Annotated in this window: 16 protein-coding genes and 1 pseudogene; 13 read left to right on the top strand and 4 right to left on the bottom strand. The window is 73.0% G+C overall.

The features are described from left to right. The first annotated feature begins 43 nt into the window (after window positions 1–43). The 6 genes from hppD to AB0B97_RS25210 are packed head-to-tail and all read left to right on the top strand — an operon-like array spanning window position 44 to window position 6,178. Window positions 44–1,123, top strand: a complete 1,080-nt coding sequence (gene hppD / locus AB0B97_RS25235; RefSeq protein WP_357496950.1) for a 4-hydroxyphenylpyruvate dioxygenase — start codon at window positions 44–46, stop codon at window positions 1,121–1,123. After that, window positions 1,120–2,049: a phytanoyl-CoA dioxygenase family protein gene (locus AB0B97_RS25230; RefSeq protein ID WP_357496948.1), complete on the top strand. Its 930-nt coding sequence runs from the start codon at window positions 1,120–1,122 to the stop codon at window positions 2,047–2,049. Before hppD ends, AB0B97_RS25230 begins: the two co-directional genes overlap by 4 nt. Before the next feature lie 2 nt (window positions 2,050–2,051). Further along, complete coding sequence (locus tag AB0B97_RS25225; protein WP_357496946.1) at window positions 2,052–2,843, top strand: DUF3050 domain-containing protein; 792 nt, start codon at window positions 2,052–2,054, stop codon at window positions 2,841–2,843. Then, window positions 2,840–3,811 carry a thiamine pyrophosphate-dependent dehydrogenase E1 component subunit alpha gene (locus AB0B97_RS25220; RefSeq protein WP_357496944.1) on the top strand — a complete coding sequence of 324 codons (972 nt, stop codon included), beginning with the start codon at window positions 2,840–2,842 and terminating at the stop codon, window positions 3,809–3,811. The genes AB0B97_RS25225 and AB0B97_RS25220 overlap by 4 nt, the downstream gene beginning before the upstream one ends. Before the next feature lie 28 nt (window positions 3,812–3,839). Beyond that, window positions 3,840–4,808, top strand: a complete 969-nt coding sequence (locus tag AB0B97_RS25215) for a transketolase C-terminal domain-containing protein (protein WP_357496942.1) — start codon at window positions 3,840–3,842, stop codon at window positions 4,806–4,808. Further along, window positions 4,805–6,178: a hypothetical protein gene (locus AB0B97_RS25210; protein ID WP_357496940.1), complete on the top strand. Its 1,374-nt coding sequence runs from the start codon at window positions 4,805–4,807 to the stop codon at window positions 6,176–6,178. The genes AB0B97_RS25215 and AB0B97_RS25210 overlap by 4 nt, the downstream gene beginning before the upstream one ends. Before the next feature lie 51 nt (window positions 6,179–6,229). On the opposite strand, the gene AB0B97_RS25205 is transcribed toward AB0B97_RS25210, so the two are convergent. After that, window positions 6,230–6,919, bottom strand: a complete 690-nt coding sequence (locus AB0B97_RS25205; RefSeq protein ID WP_357496938.1) for an SGNH/GDSL hydrolase family protein — start codon at window positions 6,917–6,919, stop codon at window positions 6,230–6,232. 211 nt (window positions 6,920–7,130) lie between these two features. On the opposite strand from AB0B97_RS25205, the gene AB0B97_RS25200 reads away from it, so the two are divergent. Further along, the gene (locus tag AB0B97_RS25200) at window positions 7,131–7,706 is read left to right on the top strand and encodes a hypothetical protein (RefSeq protein WP_357496936.1); all 576 of its coding nucleotides are present in this window, start codon (window positions 7,131–7,133) and stop codon (window positions 7,704–7,706) included. A 33-nt stretch (window positions 7,707–7,739) separates the two neighbouring features. On the opposite strand, the gene AB0B97_RS25195 is transcribed toward AB0B97_RS25200, so the two are convergent. From AB0B97_RS25195 to AB0B97_RS25185, 3 genes are all read right to left on the bottom strand, one after another. Beyond that, window positions 7,740–8,663, bottom strand: a complete 924-nt coding sequence (locus tag AB0B97_RS25195) for an aminoglycoside phosphotransferase family protein (RefSeq protein ID WP_357496934.1) — start codon at window positions 8,661–8,663, stop codon at window positions 7,740–7,742. Between the two features lie 236 nt (window positions 8,664–8,899). Then, window positions 8,900–10,123, bottom strand: coding sequence for an MFS transporter (locus AB0B97_RS25190; protein ID WP_357496932.1), 1,224 nt, complete (start codon window positions 10,121–10,123; stop codon window positions 8,900–8,902). Continuing rightward, on the bottom strand, window positions 10,120–11,685 hold the full coding sequence (locus AB0B97_RS25185; protein ID WP_357496930.1) for an AMP-binding protein: 1,566 nt from the start codon (window positions 11,683–11,685) through the stop codon (window positions 10,120–10,122). The genes AB0B97_RS25190 and AB0B97_RS25185 overlap by 4 nt, the downstream gene beginning before the upstream one ends. Before the next feature lie 291 nt (window positions 11,686–11,976). On the opposite strand from AB0B97_RS25185, the gene AB0B97_RS25180 reads away from it, so the two are divergent. The 6 genes and pseudogenes from AB0B97_RS25180 to AB0B97_RS25155 all read left to right on the top strand — a co-directional run bounded on the left by AB0B97_RS25180 (window position 11,977) and on the right by AB0B97_RS25155 (window position 18,328). Next, a complete protein-coding gene (locus AB0B97_RS25180; protein ID WP_357496928.1) occupies window positions 11,977–13,281 on the top strand; it encodes an SGNH/GDSL hydrolase family protein in 1,305 nt (434 codons plus the stop codon). 67 nt (window positions 13,282–13,348) lie between these two features. Further along, a complete protein-coding gene (locus AB0B97_RS25175; protein ID WP_357496926.1) occupies window positions 13,349–14,560 on the top strand; it encodes a cytochrome P450 in 1,212 nt (403 codons plus the stop codon). 9 nt (window positions 14,561–14,569) lie between these two features. Continuing rightward, a pseudogene (locus tag AB0B97_RS25170) lies at window positions 14,570–15,490 on the top strand (alpha/beta hydrolase); the annotation flags it as partial. 127 nt (window positions 15,491–15,617) lie between these two features. Continuing rightward, window positions 15,618–16,736 carry an alpha-hydroxy acid oxidase gene (locus AB0B97_RS25165; RefSeq protein ID WP_357496924.1) on the top strand — a complete coding sequence of 373 codons (1,119 nt, stop codon included), beginning with the start codon at window positions 15,618–15,620 and terminating at the stop codon, window positions 16,734–16,736. Window positions 16,737–16,814: 78 nt separating this feature from the next. Continuing rightward, complete coding sequence (locus tag AB0B97_RS25160; RefSeq protein WP_357497341.1) at window positions 16,815–18,068, top strand: PLP-dependent aminotransferase family protein; 1,254 nt, start codon at window positions 16,815–16,817, stop codon at window positions 18,066–18,068. Beyond that, window positions 18,068–18,328 (top strand): hypothetical protein, encoded by a 261-nt coding sequence (locus AB0B97_RS25155; RefSeq protein WP_234587138.1) that lies wholly within the window; start codon window positions 18,068–18,070, stop codon window positions 18,326–18,328. The genes AB0B97_RS25160 and AB0B97_RS25155 overlap by 1 nt, the downstream gene beginning before the upstream one ends. The last annotated feature ends 132 nt before the right edge of the window (window positions 18,329–18,460 follow it).

Raw genomic sequence — 18,460 nt, 5'->3', positions numbered from 1 at the left:
CCGGACGGCAACACGGGGGAAGCATGGGGAAGGGCACAGAGACATGGACATCCGTGGGATCGACCACATCGAACTCTACGTAGGTGACGCCCGACAGGCGGCCTTCTACTTCAGCACCGCAGTCGGTTTCCAGATCTGCGGCCAGGGTGGCCCGGAGACCGGCCTGGCCGGGCAGCGCTCACTGCTGCTCTGCCACGGCGACATCCGCCTGCTGCTCACCTCCGGCCTGAGCGCCGAGCATCCGGCGGCCCGGTACGTGCAGCGCCACGGCGACGGCATCGCTGTCGTCGCGGTCGAGGTCGGCGACGTCGAGCAGGCGTACGCCGAGCTGGTCGGCCGGGGCGCGACAGGCGTGACGCCACCGACCACGCTGACCGGCGCGGACGCCGAGGTGGTGACCGCCGAGGTGGACGGCTTCGCCGACGTGCGGCACCGCCTGGTGCAGCGCCGGGGGAGCCGCGCCGACTTCCTGCCCGGCGTGATCACACCGACGCCGTTCACCGCGGACGAGGGCAAGCCGGTCCTGGCCGAGGTCGACCACCTGGCGGTCTGCGTGCCGCCCGGCCAGCTGGAAGAGACGGTCCGGCACTTCGAGGGGCTGTTCGAGTTCGCGCAGATCTTCGAGGAGCACATCGAGGTCGACGGGCAGGGGATGAACTCCAAGGTGGTGCAGAGCCCGTCCGGGCAGGTCACCGTGGTGCTGCTGGAGCCGGACCGGACCCGCCGGCCGGGGCAGATCGACGCGTTCCTCGACCAGCACGCCGGTGGGGGAGTGCAGCACCTGGGGCTGCGTACCGACGACATCGTGGCCGCCGTGGAGTCGCTGGGCCGGCGCGGGGTGCGCTTCGCCGGCACCCCCGCCAGCTACTACGAGGCCCTGGAGGCGCGGGTCGGCCGGGTGGACGCACCGCTGGAACGACTGCGCGAGCTGGGGGTGCTTGTCGACTCCGATCACGGCGGGCAGCTGTTGCAGATCTTCGCCGAGTCGATGCACGTGCGCCGCACGCTGTTCCTGGAGCTGATCGAGCGGCGCGGCGCGAGCGGCTTCGGCAGCGGCAACATCAAGGCGCTGTACGAGGCCAAGGAGCGGGAACTGGCCGCGGCCGCGGCGGTGGGCGCATGACCGCGACCGGGTACGACTCGACGCTCACCGAACAGGAGCGGGCGCTGCTGCCGTCCGACGACGACGTGCGGCACTACGCCGAGCACGGCTGGTACCTGTCGAAGAAGCTGTTCACCGACGACGAGGTGGACGCGCTCGCCGCCGCCGCGCAGCGCTACTACGACGGTGAACGGGACCGGCGGCTGCCGGTGCGCCCACCGAAGCTCGCCTACTGGGAGCCCGCCAAGGGGCCGGTGCAGCGGCACAACGACTACGTCCACCACGAGCACGACGGGCTGGGCGCGATCCTGCGCAAGCCGCTGATCGGCGCGGTCGCTGCCCGGCTCGCCGAGGCCGACGAGATCCGCGTCTTCCAGTCGACGCTGATCTACAAGCCGCCGATCTCCGGCGAGCCGAGCAACATCGTGCCGTGGCACTTCGACAAGCACTACTGGGCGTCCTCGTCGTCGGAGAAGATGCTCACCGCGTTCATCCCCTTCCACGACTGCGGCCAGGAGATGGGCACCATCACCATGGTCGACGGCTCGCACCGCTGGTCCGAGATCGGCGCCGACGACACGGTCGTGCGGCACTTCGCCGACCGGGACCGCAGCCAGCTGGAGGAGATGCTGGCCGAGAATGCCGCGTACAACGGCGCGGAGATCCGCAAGATCCCGATGGTGATCCCCAAGGGACACGTGAGTTTCCACCACTGCCGCACCTACCACGGCAGCGGCCCCAACGTCAGCGGTCGCCCCCGGCAGGCGATCTCGCTGCACCTGCAGGACGGCGACAACGCCTGGCGGGAGTATCCGCTCTCCGACGGGACGCTCGCCGCGTACAACCACGACGTGCTGGTCCGCCGCACCCACGACGGGCGGCCGGACTACGCGGACCCCGACTACTGCCCGGTCATCTGGCGCCACCGCGCCCAGCAGGGAGGCTGACAATGTCACGGTACGACTGGGGTAGGACGCACCCGGGCATCGAGCGGCTCGAACAGGCGGTGACCGAGCGGCGCGACGCCGTGGTCAAGCACCCGCTCTACGCCAACCTCGACACCCACGAGTCGCTGGTCACCTTCATGGAGCACCACGTCTTCGCGGTGTGGGACTTCATGTCGCTGCTCAAGTCGTTGCAGCGGCAGTTGACCTGCGTGAACGTCCCCTGGATCCCGACCGGCCCGACCGGCAGCCGCCGCCTCATCAACGACATCGTCATGGTGGAGGAGAGCGACGAGCTGGGCGAGGGCTACATCAGCCACTTCGAGCTGTACGTGCGGGGCATGGTCGAGGCCGGCGCGGACACCACAGCCGTGAACAGCCTCGTCGACCTGCTGCGCGCGGGCCGGCCGGTGACCGACGCGCTCGCCGAGGCGGGGGCGCCGGCCGCGTCCGCGCGGTTCGCCGCGACCACCTGGCACATCATCGAGTCCACCCCGGTGCACTGCCAGGCGGCGGCCTTCGCGTTCGGCCGGGAGGACCTCATCCCGGACATGTTCACCCAGGTCGTCGCGGTCAACGAGCGCAGCAACCGGCTGCACGCCTTCGTCGACTACCTGGAACGGCACATCGAGGTCGACGGCGAACAGCACACCCCGATGGCCATGCAGATGCTCGCCGACCTGTGCGGCGACGACGACACCAAGTGGCAGGAGTGCGCCGACACGGTCAACACCGCGCTGGCCGCCCGCGCCCGGCTCTGGGACGACATCCTCGCGGCGATCAAGGCGCCGGCGTGACCGACGCCGACCCGGTCCGGCTCTACCGCACGGTCCGGCTGATCCGCCGGTTCGAACAGCGTGCGGTGGAGCTGGTCCACGGCGGGCAGATCGTCGGCGGCATCCACCCGTACCTCGGTCAGGAGGGGATCGCCGCCGGCGTCTGCGCCGCGCTCGGGGCCGACGACGTGCTCGCCGGCACCCACCGCGGGCACGGGCACGTCCTGGCCCGCGGCGCCGACCCGGCCCGGATGCTCGCCGAGCTGTGCGGCCGGCTGACCGGCCTCAACGCCGGGCGGGGCGGCTCGATGCACGCCGCCGATGTCAGCATCGGCGTGCTCGGCGCGAACGCCATCGTCGGCGCGTCCGGGGCGATCATCACGGGCGCGGTGTGGGCCCGTCGACGGCAGGGCCACGACACCGTCGGGGTGAGCTTCTTCGGCGACGGCGCGGTCAACGAGGGGATGCTGCTGGAGGCGTTCAACCTCGCCGCGCTGTGGCGGGTGCCGGTGCTGTTCGTCTGCGAGAACAACGGCTACGCCACCACCATGCCGGTCGCCGGCGCGGTGGCCGGCAGCATCGGTGGCCGGGCCGCCGCCTTCGGCATCCGGGCCGTCGAGGTCGACGGCCAGGACCCGGAGGCGGTACGCGACGCCGCGGCCGCCGCCGTCGACCGGATGCGCGCCGGCGGCGGCCCCGAGCTGATCGAGGCCCGGACCTACCGCTTCGACGCCCACCACACCTTCGAACACGCGGTACGCCTCGACTACCGGCCGCCCGACGAGGTGACCCGGGGCCGGGCCCGGGACCCGGTGCACATCCAGGGCGAACGGCTCTCCGACGCCGACCGCGCCGCGGTGGACGCCGAGGTGGAGGCGACAGTCGACGCGGCGGTGCGCTTCGCCCTGGACAGCCCGGAACCCGACCCGGCCGACGCGCTGGCCTACCTGTACGCCAGCGGAATGACCGCCCGCACCGGAGGTGGCTGAATGACCCTGCGCACCGGAGGTGGCTGAGGTGCCCCGACTGTCGTACCGCCGGGCCCTGACCCGGGCCCTCGCCGACGAGCTGGCCCGCGACGAGGCGGTGTTCCTGCTCGGCGAGGACATCCAGGTCGGCGCGTCACTGGTGACCACCGGGCTGGCCAAACGGTTCGGCGTCGACCGGGTCCGCGACACACCGCTGTCGGAGCAGGCGTTCACCAGCTTCGCCACCGGGGCGGCGCTGGCCGGGCTGCGGCCGGTGATCGAGTTCCAGATCCCGTCGCTGCTGTTTCTGGTCTTCGAGCAGATCGTCAACCACGCGCACAAGTTCCCGTTGATGACCGGCGGGCAGTGCGCGGTGCCCGTCACCTACCTGGTGCCCGGCTCCGGGTCGCGGACCGGCTGGGCGGGGCAGCACTCCGACCACCCGTACAGCCTCTTCGCCCACGTCGGGGTGGTCACCGTCGTGCCGGCCACCCCGGCCGACGCGTACGGACTGCTGGTCAGCGCGATCCGGCACGACGACCCGGTGGTGGTGTTCGCCCCGGCGGGCGCGATGGACGTCCGCGACGACGTGTCCGATCTGGAGCCGGTGCCGCTGGGCCGGGGGCGCATCCACCGCTTCGGCGACGACGTCACGGTCGTCGCGGTCGGGCATCTCGTGCACGACGCGCTCGCGGTCGCCGCGGAGCTTGCCGACCAGGTCTCGGTGGAGGTGTTCGACCCGCGCACCCTGTACCCCTTCGACATCGACGGGTTGGCCGAGTCGGTGGCCCGCACCGGGCGTCTCGTGGTGCTCGACGACGCCAACCGCTCCTGCGGCATCGCCGCCGAGATCATCGCCTCGGTGGTGGAGCGGGTCCGACTGCTCGCCCCGCCGCGCCGGGTCACCCGCCCGGACGGGGCGGTGCTGCCGTTCGCCCCCGCCCTGGACCGCGCCGTGCAGCCCTCCCGGGAGCAGCTCGCCACCGCCATCCACCTGACCATGAAGGACTCATCATGATCGACCCGAACTACTCGTGGCCGCCGGCCGACCGGGCCTGGACCGACCTGCCGGAGCCGGCCCGCCAGGCCATGGTGGCCAGCGGCGCGGCCGCCTGGGAACGCGTCTTTCACGGACGGGCCACCTACAACAAGGAGTGGCGGTTGGCCCGCCCCCCGATCCTGACCGCCGACGCCTGGCGGGAGCTGAACGAGGTCTGCGACCGGCTGGCCCACCTCATCCTGGACACCTGCCGGCGCCGGGTGGACACCGCCGGCGAGTTGCGCCGGCTGCTCGGCGTCCCGGCGGGGGAGACCCGGCTGCTGGACGAGTCGGAGCCGCTGACCGAGGCGCTGCTGGCCGCGTACCGACCGGATGTGATCTTCACCGAGGGCGTGCCGAAGTTCGTCGAGTACAACATCGACAGCAGCCTCGGGGGAGGGTTCGACGCCGACACCGTCATCCAGCGGTTCGCGCAGCTCTACGCCGAGCACGGCATCCTCGACGACCTGCCGGTACGCGCCGCGCCGTCGCTGCTGGACCAGCGTTTCGTGGCGATCCGTGACGAGCTGGGGTTGCCCGACGGCGCCCGGTTGGCGCTGCTGATGGACTTCGACGCCGACTATCCGGGGCTGGACGACCCGGAGACGTTCATCCGCATCCTCAGCCCGCTCGCCGTGCGGGCCCGCGACTTCGGCATCGACCTGGTCATCGCGCCCCTGGCCACCGCCACCCTGGCGGACGACAAGCGGCTCGTGGTGGACGGTGCGCCGGTCGACGCGCTGTTCCGCCTCTTCGTGCCCAACCGGGTCACCCCGACCGCCGGCCTGGACGCGGTGGCCGGCGCGCTGGCCGCCGGCACGCTGCCGATGTTCGTGTCGGCGGCGGCCTGGCTGCTCGGCAACAAGACCACCTTCGCCTGGCTGTGGGAGGACGTGGACGCCCTGCCCGCCGACGACCAGACGCTGATCCGCCGGCACGTGCCGTACACGGTGCCGTTGACAGTCGCGGTGCTCGACCGCGCGATCGCCGAGCAGGCCGAGCTGGTGGCGAAGCCGGCGGACGGCTCCGCCGGGCACGGGGTGCTGATCGGCCCCGAGCTGAGCCCGGCGGAGTGGGCTGAGGGCCTGCGCGCGGCCGTCGACCGGGGCGGCAACATCCTGCAGCAGTACCTGCCGGCCGACCGGGTGCCGATGGACTTCGTGCAGATCGAGACCGGCGAGACGGTGACGGCCGACGTCCCGTACTCCCTCGCCCCGTACCTGTTCGGCCGCCAGGCCTCCGGCGGCCTGGCGAGGGTCGGCTTCCCCGGCGGCGACGGAATCCTCAACCTGGCCCACGGAGTCCTCCTGACCGGAGTCCTCCTGTCCGGCCCCCCAACCTCCGGTTGACCATGAAGTTGTTGCCGCGCCACACCGCGCCCGAGGGCAACAACTTCATGATCACCGGGCGCGGTGGGACGGAGGCGGTCGTCGGAGGGCGCGCAGGGTTTCGGCAGTCGCTATCGCGTCGCTGCGGGCGCTGCCGTGGCGGCCGTCGGTGCTGTAGAGGGTCGGGTCGGCCGTCAGCGGGTGGTCCGTGAGGTGCACGTGGACAGTTCCCAGGCGGTCGGCCAGCCGCGCCGTGCGCGCGGAGAGGCGGCGCATCCGTTCCCCGAGGCCGGCCCGCACGTGCTCGGGCACGGCCGGGCTGTGCGACACGTCGAACATGCCTACCGTGATCACGTCCGCGCCGGCGTCCCGTAGCGCGCTGATCATCGCGGTCAGCTCGGCGTCCACCGCGTCCGCGTCGTACGCCGGGTGAAAGGCGTCGTTGCCGCCGCAGACGACCAGCGCCAGGTCCGGCTCGAAGGCCAGCGCCGGGGCGAGCTGCGCGGCCCGCACCTGGTGCGCGCGCAGCCCGCGTCGACCCAGGTTGCGGTACGCCAGCTCGGGGCGCACGGCGCTCAGTTCGGCGGCGACCCGGTCGACCCACTGCACGTCCGGGTAGCCGGGCGTCGGCTCGCACATGCCCTCCACGACGCTGTCGCCGATCGCCACGAACCGCCGCCACGGGTGCCCGCGCAGCAGCTCGGTGGCCTCACCGGGGCGGAGACAGTACGGGTCTGTCGATTCGTCGAGCGTCGATGGCATGCCGGCACGCTAACCGACAGGCGCCTCCTCGGCCAGGCTGACCTCGGCCAGGTGGAACTGACGACGAACGACGAGGTTCGTTGCCCCTGTCGGATTGGCGTCGTCGGGGCGGTGGCGTCGGCGCGGTGGGCCGGTGTGCTGGCACGGGTCCGCCACGATGACGGTGGGCCGGCCGCCGTGGGGCTGGCGACTCGCTCGGAGGGAGGTGGCGGTGCTCAACGCCTTTCTGCAGGCGCTGGCGAGCAAGCTGGTCGAGGCGATCCTCGGCAAACTGACCGAGTGGCTCGCGCCGAAGGCGCTGCGGGCCGTGCCGCACCGTGCCTCGCCGGACTGTCCACGCTGCGGCGGGTACGGCGTCCGGCGATGGGCCCCCGGCGGCATGTGGGCGGTGTTCCTGCTGTCGCTGCTGGCCTTCGCGTGGGGCTTCGGGTTCACCCTGCTCGGCGTGCCGATGGTCGTTGTGGTCGTGGTCGGCGCGGTGCTGTCCGACGGCGTCGGCGCCCTGTGGCCCGCCCTGCTCGCGCCGCTGGGCCTGCTGGTCCCCGGTGCCCTGATGGTCGGGGGAGCGTTCGGGCTGGCCTGGTACAACAGCTACCCGCCGAAGTGGTGCGCCCGCTGCCACAGCCGGTGGCCACGGCGCGACCGCGCCGAGTACCTGCGCTCGGCCCGGGAGTTCACCTGCGGCTGCGGGCAGCGACTGCGCGTGCCGACCGCCGTCGCCGGGGCGAAGCTGCGCTGCCCGCGCTGCCGGACCGAACACGCCACCCCGGTCCGAACTGGTCACTGACGAGACGCCCCAGCCGGGGCCGGTGCGCGGGGATCAGCGCGACACGGCGTGCTCGGCGAGCAGTTCGCCGAGCACCCGCCGGGCCCAGGCCGCAGTGGCCGGCTCCGGGGCGTCAAGCGTGATGAGCGCCTTCCACAGCGCCCACCCGCGTCCGCGCGCCCAGGTGGCCGCGTCGACGTCGAGCGCGTCGCGGAACGCCGCCCGGGCGGCGCCGCGCAGCAGCGTCCAGGCGATCACCGTGTCGCAGGCGGGATCGCCGACACCGCAGCAGCCGAAGTCGATGACGGCGGCGAGCCGGCCGTCGCGGACCAGCAGGTTGCCGTCCGCGACGTCGCCGTGGAACCAGACCGGGGGCCCGTCCCAGGCGGCGTCGAGCGCGGCCTGCCAGATGTCGGTCACCACGTCGACGGGCAGCCGGTCGCGGTGCGTCCCGATGGCCGCGCGGGTCTCCGCGTCGTACGTGGACAGCGGGCCACCGCGCCAGGCGCTGTGCGGGCCGGCCGCCGGGCCGTCGGTGGTGTCGACGTCTTGCAGGGCCCGCAGGAAGGCCGCGAGGTCGGTCGCGAAGCGGGTCAGGTCGTCGATCCGCTCGACGGCTGCGGTCCGACCGTCGATCCAGCCGTAGACCGACCACGGGTACGGGTAGCCGGCCCCGGGCCGGCCGTGGGCCAGCGGGGTGGGGATGTCCAGCGGGAGCCGCGCGCCGAGCACGGGTAACCAGCGCTGTTCCTTGGCGACCTGCAACGCGTAGCCCTCGCCGCTGGGCAGCCGGACGGTCATCTCGTCACCCAGGTGGAAGGTGCGGTTGTCCCAGCCGCCGACTTCGACCGGGCGCACCGGCAGCTCGGCCCAGCGGGGAAACTGCTCGGCGACCAGTCGACGGACCAGGCCCACGTTGATGCGCCGGGCCGTCGTCTCGTCGGTGTGCGGTACGTGGGGTGCGGGCTGTGCGCTCATCCGCTCGAGCCTGCGGGCCCCACCGGCCGTCCGCAACCGATATGCGCCGAAAGCGTGACCGGTCGGGCCAGCGCCTGGGCCAGGCGTGCGGGAGGTGCGCGCGCCTGGCCGTACCACAACTGGCCCCTTTGCTCTGCTTCCACCCACGCAACGGTTGGGGCCTCGCACTGTTGCCTCCGTTGAAGCAGAGCAAAGGCGGCGCGCGAGGTGGTCGCGAGCCGCCGGCCAGCAGGACGTCAGGCGGCGGCGGCAGGTGTGGGTCGCGTCGGTGTCTTCGGGTTGGATGCCCTGACCAGCAGCGGGAACGCGGTGACGAGCAGGCACGCCACGGCCATGACCAGCAGCGCCGGGGTGAGCCCGAGCGCGTCCACCGACCAGCCGCCGAGCAGCGCGCCGACCGGCAGGCCCACGAAGGCCAGCGATCCGGCGATGCCGAGCACCCGGGTCTGCAGATCCGGCGGCACCCGCTCGTAGAGCGCCACCCCGAGCAGCGGGTTGACCGCCGCGATGCCGATGCCGGACAGGAACGTCACCACGAGCACGACCGGCAACTCGTCGCTGATCGCCAGTGCGATCAGTCGGGGCGTGCCGGCGACCATCGCCCCGAGCAGGAACGTCAGCCGGCCCGGCAGCCGCGGGCCGAGCATCGTGAACAGCACGTTGCCCAGCAGCGCGCCAGCCGAGAACGCCGCAAGCACGAGACCGAGGCCGCTCGGGCCGTGCAGCTCCCGGGCGACCCAGAACGGGATGTAGACGGCCACGCTGGCGTTGGCGACCATGTTCAGCGCCGAGACGACGACAAGCATCCCCAGCAGCGGCCGGTCCCGAACGAGGTAGCCGAACCCGTCACCCAGCGCGCGCAGGTAGCCGACCGGGGCGGCGGGCTGCGCCGGAGCGGCCGAAGGGCGGACCAGGAGACCGATCAGCAGGGCGCAGATCGCGAAGCTGGCCGCGTCGATGAGGATCGCCTGGCTCACCCCGAACGCGGCGATCAACAGACCGCCCACGGCGGCGCCGAACAGCGTCACCACCCGGCTCAACCCGTCGTACGCCGAGGTCAGGCGGATCAGCGGCACCCCGGCGGCCTCGGCGACCGGCCGGAACATGACGTGCTTGACCCGGTCCCCGATGCCGCGCAGCGCGCCGGCCACCGCGACCAGCGCCACCAGGGGGGCGAAGCCCAGCCACGGAGTCAGCGCGACGACGACCATGGCCACCGCGCTGCCCGCGTCGCACAGGATGGAGGTGCGGCGCAGGCCGAACCGGTCCGCCCAGGGCGTGCCGAGGGCGCTGGACAGCAGGTACGGCAGCGTCTCGGCGAACGCGACCAGACCCATCTTGGTCGGGCTGCCGGTGGTGACCAGCACCAGCCAGGGGATGGTTACCACCGAGATGCGGGTGCCCAGGTTGGAGATCAGGTCCGCGCTGACCAGGACGACCAGCTGCCGGCGGGGGGTCATGTCCCGACCGCCGCCGTCCGGCGGGCGGCGTACCGCGCGCGCAGCGCCTGCTTGTCCACCTTCACCGACCGGTTCACCGGCAACCTGTCGACGAACTCCACCCCGGCGGGCGCCCACATCTCGTTGAGCTCGGCGGTCACCAGGTCGATCAGCTCCCGTTCGGTGACTGGCGCGTCCGGCGCCGGCACGACGTAGGCGTACGGCACCTCGCCGGCCGTGGGGTCCGGCACGCCGATCACCGCGGCGGCGCGTACCTGCGGGTGCCCGGCGAGCACGTCCTCGATCGGGCGGCTGTAGATGGGCCAGCTGCGCTGGCGGGTCAGGATCATGTCGTGGGTCCGGTCGACCAGGTAGAGGTAGCCGTCGGCGTCGAGGTGGCCGATGTCGCGGCTGCGGACCCAGCCGTCGACCAGCGTCTGCGCGGTCAGTTCCGGCTCGCCGTGGTAGCCGGCGAAGCTCAGCTTCGTGTGCACCCACACCTCGCCGTCGCGGCCCGGCGGCAGCACCGTGCCGTCGTCGTCGCGGATCTCGACGCGTACGTCGCCGTAGGGCCGCCCGCAGGAGCGCAGCCGCTCCGGGTGCTCCGGATCGTCGGTCAGGCCGGGCAGAGCGGTGATGACCACGGCCTCGCTGAGGCCGTACACGATGCGCAGTACCGGGCCGAACCGCGCGATGGCCTGGCGCAGCCGGGCGGGCGCGGCGGGCCCGGCGCCCACGTTGAACATGAACATGGCCGAGAAGTCGGCGCCCACCAGCGCCGGGTGGTCCAGCAGTTCGTAGAGCATCGGCGGGGTGACGAACGTGGAGTTGATCCGCTCCCGCTGCACGGTGGCCACGAACGCCGCCGGGTCCCAGTCGTCGCGCAGGAACAGCACGCCACCGGTGAACAGGTTGATCAGGGCGGTGATCTGGCCGCTGGCCAGCCACATCGGTGAGTGCGACAGGTGCCGCAGCAGGGGGAACCCGGCGGCGCGGAAGTCGGCCGCGAGGGTGAGGATCTGGGCGTAGAAGCTCTCGGTGTGGTGCACCAGCTTGGGTGTGCCGGTGGTGCCGCTGGTCTGCAGGAACGACTCCGGCGCGCGGGCGGCCGCCGGCAGCGCCATGGAACCGGCCGGATCGGTGTCGGCCGTGACGTCCGGGCCGGCGCCGCCGGGGCCCAGGCAGCACACGGGCACGCCCGGCAGCGCGGCGGCCAGCTCCGGTCCCAGGCTGGCGGGGTCGCGGGCGTCGTAGACGAGGGCGTCGGGGCAGGCCAGCCGGATGAATTCGTCGACCTCCCGGCGGGCGGTGACCGGGGCGACCCACATCGTCCGGCAGCCGATCAGGTGCAGGGCGAGCTGGAGCAGCGGCCCCTCCACGGCGTTCGCGACGGTCACCAGCACCGCAGAGCCCGGCCGTACGCCGTGCCGGGTCAGAGCCCCCGCCATCGCCCGCACCAGCGCGGCGGCCTCGGTGTACGTGATGCGGCGGTCCCCGCCGACCAGCGCCTCCCGGTCGCCGAAGTCGGCGAAGAGATCCAGCGCCCTGTCCACATAGGTCGCGTGCCCGGGCCCGTCAGTCATCCGGCAAACCCCCATCGTCGCAAGGAAGCGGCGGTCTCCGGGTCGGTCTTCCCGGTGACACCGCGGGCGGTGGGCGCGCGTTCGGCGACCGCACCGCCGCCGCCTGCGAGCCTAGGCCGGCGAGGGCGCTGCGGGACCGGGCCGAAGGGCGATCCGGCAGGCCCGGTGGACATTTGATCGCGTCGATCAGGTTGATTGACGCCCGTCATCGGCGGCGGCTAGGTTTCTGGACCATCGTCCAGGCGGGAGCCGTCAGCGGACGGCCCTGGGCTGCCACACGATGGAGGTTCAATGTCGACCCCGAAGAGATGGCATGTCGTCGCTGCGGCCGCGGCGCTGCTGGTCACGGCAACACCCGCCGTCGTCGCCAGCGCCGGCGGATCCCCGACCGTCGCGGCCCGACCGGACCGGGGCGAGTGGGCGGGCAGCTGGGCCGCAGCGGTCACCCGGGGCAACTCGGTCGGGTTGACCAACACCGGCCTGAACGACCAGAGCGTCCGGATGGTCGTGCACGTCTCGGTGGGTGGCCCGGCGTTGCGCGTACGGCTGAGCAACCTCTACGGCGAGCAGGCGGTCCGGGTGGGCCGCGCCACGGTCGCCCGGCCGAACACCGCGACGGTCGACGACGTCTCCGACATCGACCCGGCCTCGCTGCGCGCGTTGACGTTCACCGGCGCCGCCTCGGCCACCATGAACCGGGGCGCCGAGCTGCTCAGCGACCCGCTGACCTTCACCGTCGCGGACGACAGCGACCTGGTGGTCACGCTGCACTTCCCGACGCCGACCGGGCCGACGACCTTCCACGGGCAGTCCCAGCAGAGCAACTTCATCGGCGCCGGCGACCTGACCGGGGCCGCCGACGGCGGCGGGTTCACCATCCGACCCACCTGCTGCTGGTTCTTCCTGTCCGGCGTGGACGTGCAGCGCAAGGGCAGTCCGGGGGCGCTGGTCGTGCTCAGTGACTCGATCGGCGACGGCAACGGCAGCACTGTCAACGCCAACCGGCGCTGGCCGGACCTGCTCTCCGACCGGCTGCTCGCGGACCGGCCGGACCGGCGCACCCCCGGCGTGCTCAACCTGAGCCTGGCCGGCAACCGCCTCAACCACGAGGGCACCGAGCCGGGCGCCGGCGACTACCCCGGCTACTTCCAGCTCGGCCCGAACGCGGCGGCCCGCCTCAACGAGGACGTCTTCCCCCAGACCGGGGTCCGTACGGTCGTCACGCACCTGGGCATCAACGACATCTGGATGTCCAACGACTCGCCGGAGGCGATCATTGCCACGCTCCGGCAGATCAACCAGCAGCTTCAGCAGCGCGGGCTGACCAGCCTGGTGGCCACGCTGACCCCGTACGAGGGGCACGGCGCCCCGGGTGTGTGGACGCCGGAGAAGGAGGCCACCCGGCAGGCAGTGAACGCGTACCTGCGGGGCAGCCGGGAGTTCGACGGGCTGCTCGACTTCGACCGGGTGGTGCGCGACCCGGCCCGGCCCAGCCAGTTGCTGCCCGCGTACGACTCGGGGGACCACATCCACCCGAACGACGCCGGCAACCAGGCGATGGCCGACGCCGTTCCGCTGCGACTGCTCAACCTGTGACACCGGTCCGGGGGCGGCGGCCGATCCCGCCGCCCCCGGGCACCGACATCCTGGGGAGGAGAACGTCGTGACGGTGCAGGACCTGCTCACCGGCCTCTACAGCGAAGAGGGCCGCCAGAATCCGTACCCGTGGTACGCCGAACTGCACCGGCTCGGGCCGGTCAGCGCGGTACCACCTCGGGCCGAGCACCGCACGGTGGCGGCGGTGGCGGTCGGGTACGACCTGATCGACGGGCTGCTGCGCGATCCGCAGTGGACCAAACAGCCGCCGCCGGGCTGGGAGGAGCACGAGATCCTGCGCACCTTCCAGACCTCGATGATGTTCCTCAACCCGCCCGATCACACCCGGATGCGGCACGTCTTCTCCCGTACCTTCACGCCACGGCGCCTCGGCGCACTGGAGCCGGTGATCCTGCGGGTCGTCGACGAGCTGCTGGACCGGATGGCCGACGCCGGTGGCGGGGTCGTCGACTTCGTGGCCGACTTCGCGTACCCGATCCCCGCCCTGGTGATGGCGGAGTTCATCGGCATCCCGGCGGGGGAGCTGCAGTGGTACCGGGACCAGGTGGAGCGCATCGACGAGTTCCTGGACGTGGCCGGGAAGACCCCGCAGCGGCTGGCCGCCGCGAACACGGCGGCGCAGCAGCTGCGGGCGTTCTACCGGGAGTTGCTGGCCCACCGCCGCCGCGCTCCCGGCGAGGATCTGATCAGCGCGCTGGTCGAGGCCGTCGGCTCGGGCGAGGTGGAGCTGACCGAGGAGGAGCTGATCAGCAACCTGATCGTCCTGTTCAACGCCAGCTTCGTCACCACTGTCTACATGTTCAGCAACGGCCTGCCGCTGCTGCTGGCCCACCCGGGGGCGGTCGCCGCGCTGCCGACCGACGACGACCTCGCCCGGGGCTGCGTCGACGAGGTGCTGCGTCTGCAGAGCCCGGTGCACTTCCTCGCCCGGGCCGCGCCGCAGGACACCGTGCTGGCCGGCGTGCCGGTCTCCCGCGACGACAACGTGCTCATCATCATCGGCGCCGCCAACCGGGACCCGGCGCGGTTTGCCGACCCGGACGTCTTCGACCCCACCCGTTCCGGCCCGCCGTCGCTGGCCTTCGGCGTGGGCCTGCACTTCTGCCTCGGCGCGGCGGTGTCCCGGCTGGAGGGACGCCTCGCCCTGCCCCGCCTGTTCGCCCGGTTCCCCCGGCTCGCGGTCACCGAGACCCCGACGTACAGCGGCAGTCTCTTCCTGCGCGGCATCGACAAGCTGCTGGTCAGCACCGGCGGATAGGAGACCCGCATGGCCCTGCACCCGGAGGTGGCGGCCTACCGCGCCGCCCGCGTCGCGGCCGGCACGCCGCCGCTCTACACGCAGACCCTCGGCGAGGCGCGCGCCGCGGACCTGGCCGCGATCCGCGCCGGCGGCGGCGTGGTCGAGCAGGTCGATGAGGTACGCGACGAGCGGATCCCCGGGCCGGGCGGTGACCTGCCGATCCGGGTGTACCGGCCGGCCGGGCCGGGACCGCTGCCCACCCTGCTGTACTTCTTCGGCGGCGGGTGGACGCTCGGCAGCGTGGACACCGCCGACGGCATCTGCCGGCGACTGGCCAACGCGGCCGGATGCCAGGTGGTGACCGTCGGCTACCGACTGGCCCCCGAGCACCCCTTTCCGGCCGCGGTGCACGACTGTCACGCCGCCACCGTGTGGATCGCCGCGAACGCCGACCGGTTCGGCGTGGACCCGACCCGGCTGGCGGTGGGCGGGGACAGCGCGGGCGGGAACCTGGCCGCGGCGGTGACGCTGCTCTGCCGCGCCGACGGGCCCCCGCTCGCCGCGCAGCTGCTGGTCTATCCGAACACCGACGTCAGCGGCGAGCCGTCCGGCCCGCTCGACGACGACCCGGCGCTGTTCAACCGCCGGTCGGTGGCCTGGTATCGGACGCACTACCTGGCCGACCCGGCGCACTCCCGGGATCCGCTGGCGTCGCCGCTGCTCGCCGACGACCTGTCCGGCCTGCCTCCGGCGCTGGTGGTCACCGCCGAGCTGGACCCGCTGTGCGCCGAAGGGCAGCGCTACGCGCAGCGGCTGCGCGCCTGTGGCGTGCCCGTCCGCCTCGACCACTATCCGCGGATGATCCACGGGTTCTTCGCCATGCCCGGCGCCTTCACCGACGGCCAGCGGGCGCAGCAGCGGGCGGCGGCTTTCCTGCGGGAACGGTTCGGGCTGCCGCCCCGCCCGGACGGACCGGCCGCTGGTCAGGCTGACGGTGACCCGGCCGCCGCGGGCTCGGGTGTCGGCGCAGCCGCCGCCGGCCCGGACTCCGCCGCAGGCGACCTGGAGGTGCGCGGTGGCTGAGCCGGTGCTGGCGGACCTGCCGACGGTTCCGCCGGCGGCGGTGACGTTTGCCGACTACGGCCAGCGGGCGCGGGCGGTGCTGGCCCCGGACGTGTGGGACTACATCGCCGGCGGCAGCGCCGCCGAGGTGACCCTGGCCGCCAACCGGGCCGCGCTGGACCGGGTGGCCGTGCTGCCCCGGGTGCTGCGCGGCAACGACGCCGTGGACCTCGGCGCCCGGCTGCTCGGCCGGCCGTACGCGATGCCGGTCGGGGTCGCGCCGATGGCGTACCAGCGGCTCGTGCACCCGGACGGGGAACCGGGTCTCGCGGCGGCGGCCGGCGCCGCGGGCGTGCCGTACCTGGCGAGCACGTTGAGCAGCACGCCGATCGAGGAGATCACCGAAGCGGGCGCGGACGTGTGGTTCCAGCTCTACTGGCTGCGCGACCGGACGCTGGTCCGCGATCTTCTGGACCGGGTCGTGGCTGCAGGCTGCCACGCGCTGGTGGTCACCGTGGACGTCCCGGTGCTCGGCCGACGCCCCCGCGACCTGCGCAACGCGTTCCGCCTCCCGGCCGACGTGGTCGCCGCGAACCTGCCGCACGGCCGGGACGCGCTGGCGCACGCCGGCGCCCCCGGTGTGTCCGCGATCGCCACCCACACCGACGCGTCGTTCGAGTCGGCCCTGCGCTGGGCGGACCTGGCCTGGCTGCGGGAGCACGTCGACCTGCCGCTGGTCGTCAAGGGGGTGCTGGATCCCCGGGACGCGGTCGAGGCGGTACGGATCGGGGCGGACGCGGTCGTGGTGTCCAACCACGGCGGGCGTCAGTTGGACGGAACGCCGGCCAGCGTCACCATGCTGCCCGAGGTCGTCGACGCCGTCGGCGACGGTGCTCAGGTGCTGCTGGACAGCGGCATCCGTGGGGGCACCGACGTGCTGCGGGCGCTGGCGTTGGGCGCGGCGGGCGTCCTGGTCGGCCGTCCGATGCTCTGGGCGCTGGCCGTCGGGGGACGGCGCGGCGCGCAGGACGCGCTGGCGCTGCTCGCCGCGGAGGTGCGGGACGCGCTGATCCTGGCCGGCTGCGCCGATCCGGCGGCGGCGGCCGAGCTGCGGACGCTCGGGGTGGGCTGAGCGGTGACATCGACCGAGGCGGTCGACCTGAGCGTCGCCGACCTGCACCCCGCGCTGGGTGACCCGGCGCTGACCTCGATGAACTTCCTCAATGAGGTGTCCGAACGCTATCCGGCGGCGGTGTCGCTCGCGGCCGGACGCCCGTACGAGGAGTTCTTCGACGTCGCGGCGGTGCACCGGCACCTGGACACGTTCCACCGGCACCTCGTCGACGACCTGGGTCACACGCCCGAGCAGGCCCGACGGCTGCTGTTGCAGTACGGCCGGACCAAGGGCGTCGTGCACCACCTCATCGCCCGCAACCTCGCGGTCGACGAGGGGATCACTGTCGACCCGGAGTCCGTCGTGGTGACCGTCGGCTGCCAGGAGGCGATGTTCCTGGTGCTGCGGGCGTTGCGGGCCGGCCCGCAGGACGTGCTGCTGGCGGTCGCCCCGACCTACGTCGGGCTGACCGGGGCGGCCCGGCTGGTGGACCTGCCGGTGTGGCCGGTCGCCGGTGGACCGTCCGGTGTGGACCTGGCCGACCTGCGCGCGCAGGTGCGTCGGGCCCGGGCGGAGGGTCTTCGGCCGCGCGCCTGCTACGTGCTGCCGGACTTCGCCAACCCGTCCGGGATCAGCATGACCGTCCCGGACCGGCAGCGGCTGCTGGCGCTGGCCGCCGAGGAGGACCTGCTGCTGCTGGAGGACAACCCGTACGGGCTGTTCCCCGTCGACGACGGGCCGCGCCCGCCCACGCTCAAGGCGCTGGACACCGACCGGCGGGTGGTCTACCTCGGCTCGTTCGCCAAGACGGTGCTGCCCGGGGCGAGGGTCGGCTACGTGGTCGCCGACCAGCGGGTGGCCGGCTCCGACGGTCGGGTCGGCCCGCTCGCCGACCAGCTCGCGATGATCAAGAGCATGGTCACGGTGAACACCTCACCTATCGCGCAGGCGGTGATCGGTGGACGGTTGCTGGAGCACGGGTGCAGCCTGGTGCCCGCGAACACCCGGGAGCGGGCCGCGTACGCCCGCAATCTGCGTCACCTGGTCGCCGGCCTGGCCCGGCGTTTCCCCGATGAGCCGGACCGGCCGGCGGCGGTGCGGTGGACGGTGCCGGCCGGCGGGTTCTTCGTGGTGGTGACGGTGCCGTTCGCTGTCGACGACGCGCTGCTGGACACCTCGGCGCGTGACTACGGGGTGCTCTGGACGCCGATGGCGCACTTCTACGACGACACGGCGCCGGTGTGCGCGCTGCGGTTGTCGGTGAGCGCGGTGACACCCGAGCAGATCGACAGGGGGTTGGACCGGCTCGCCGCCCTCATCGCTGACGAGCTCCTGCGTGGACGGTCATAATGGGCCGCATGGTTGCCTGGGAGTACGCCTTGCTCGTCCGCCGCTATCAGGGACAGGGCCGCAATTTCACCGTCTCGTTCGTCTGGTACGGCCCGGACGGGTCGCGTAAGGACATCACCCCCTACGGCGACACGGCCATCGCGCACCTGAACCGCGCCGGCCGGGAGGGCTGGGAGCTGGTCTCGGCCGCCGAGGACGTGAACAACGTCCAGGGCAGCACCGAAGTCCACCGCTACCACCTCAAGCGCCCCCTGAACTAACCCCCCGCCCCGCGCCCCGCGCCCCGCGCCCCGCGCCGCGCGCCCCGCCCCCGTCCGCGTCGATCATGGGGTTGTGGTGGTGGACAAAGGTTGCCACCCGCCCTGATTCGGGCACCACGACTCCATGATCGA

This window comes from Micromonospora sp. NPDC049004, assembly GCF_040649315.1.
Taxonomy (GTDB): Bacteria; Actinomycetota; Actinomycetes; order Mycobacteriales; family Micromonosporaceae; genus Micromonospora.
The sequence above is the reverse complement of the archived record's forward strand: the minus strand, read 5'-3'. Positions and strand labels throughout refer to the sequence as shown.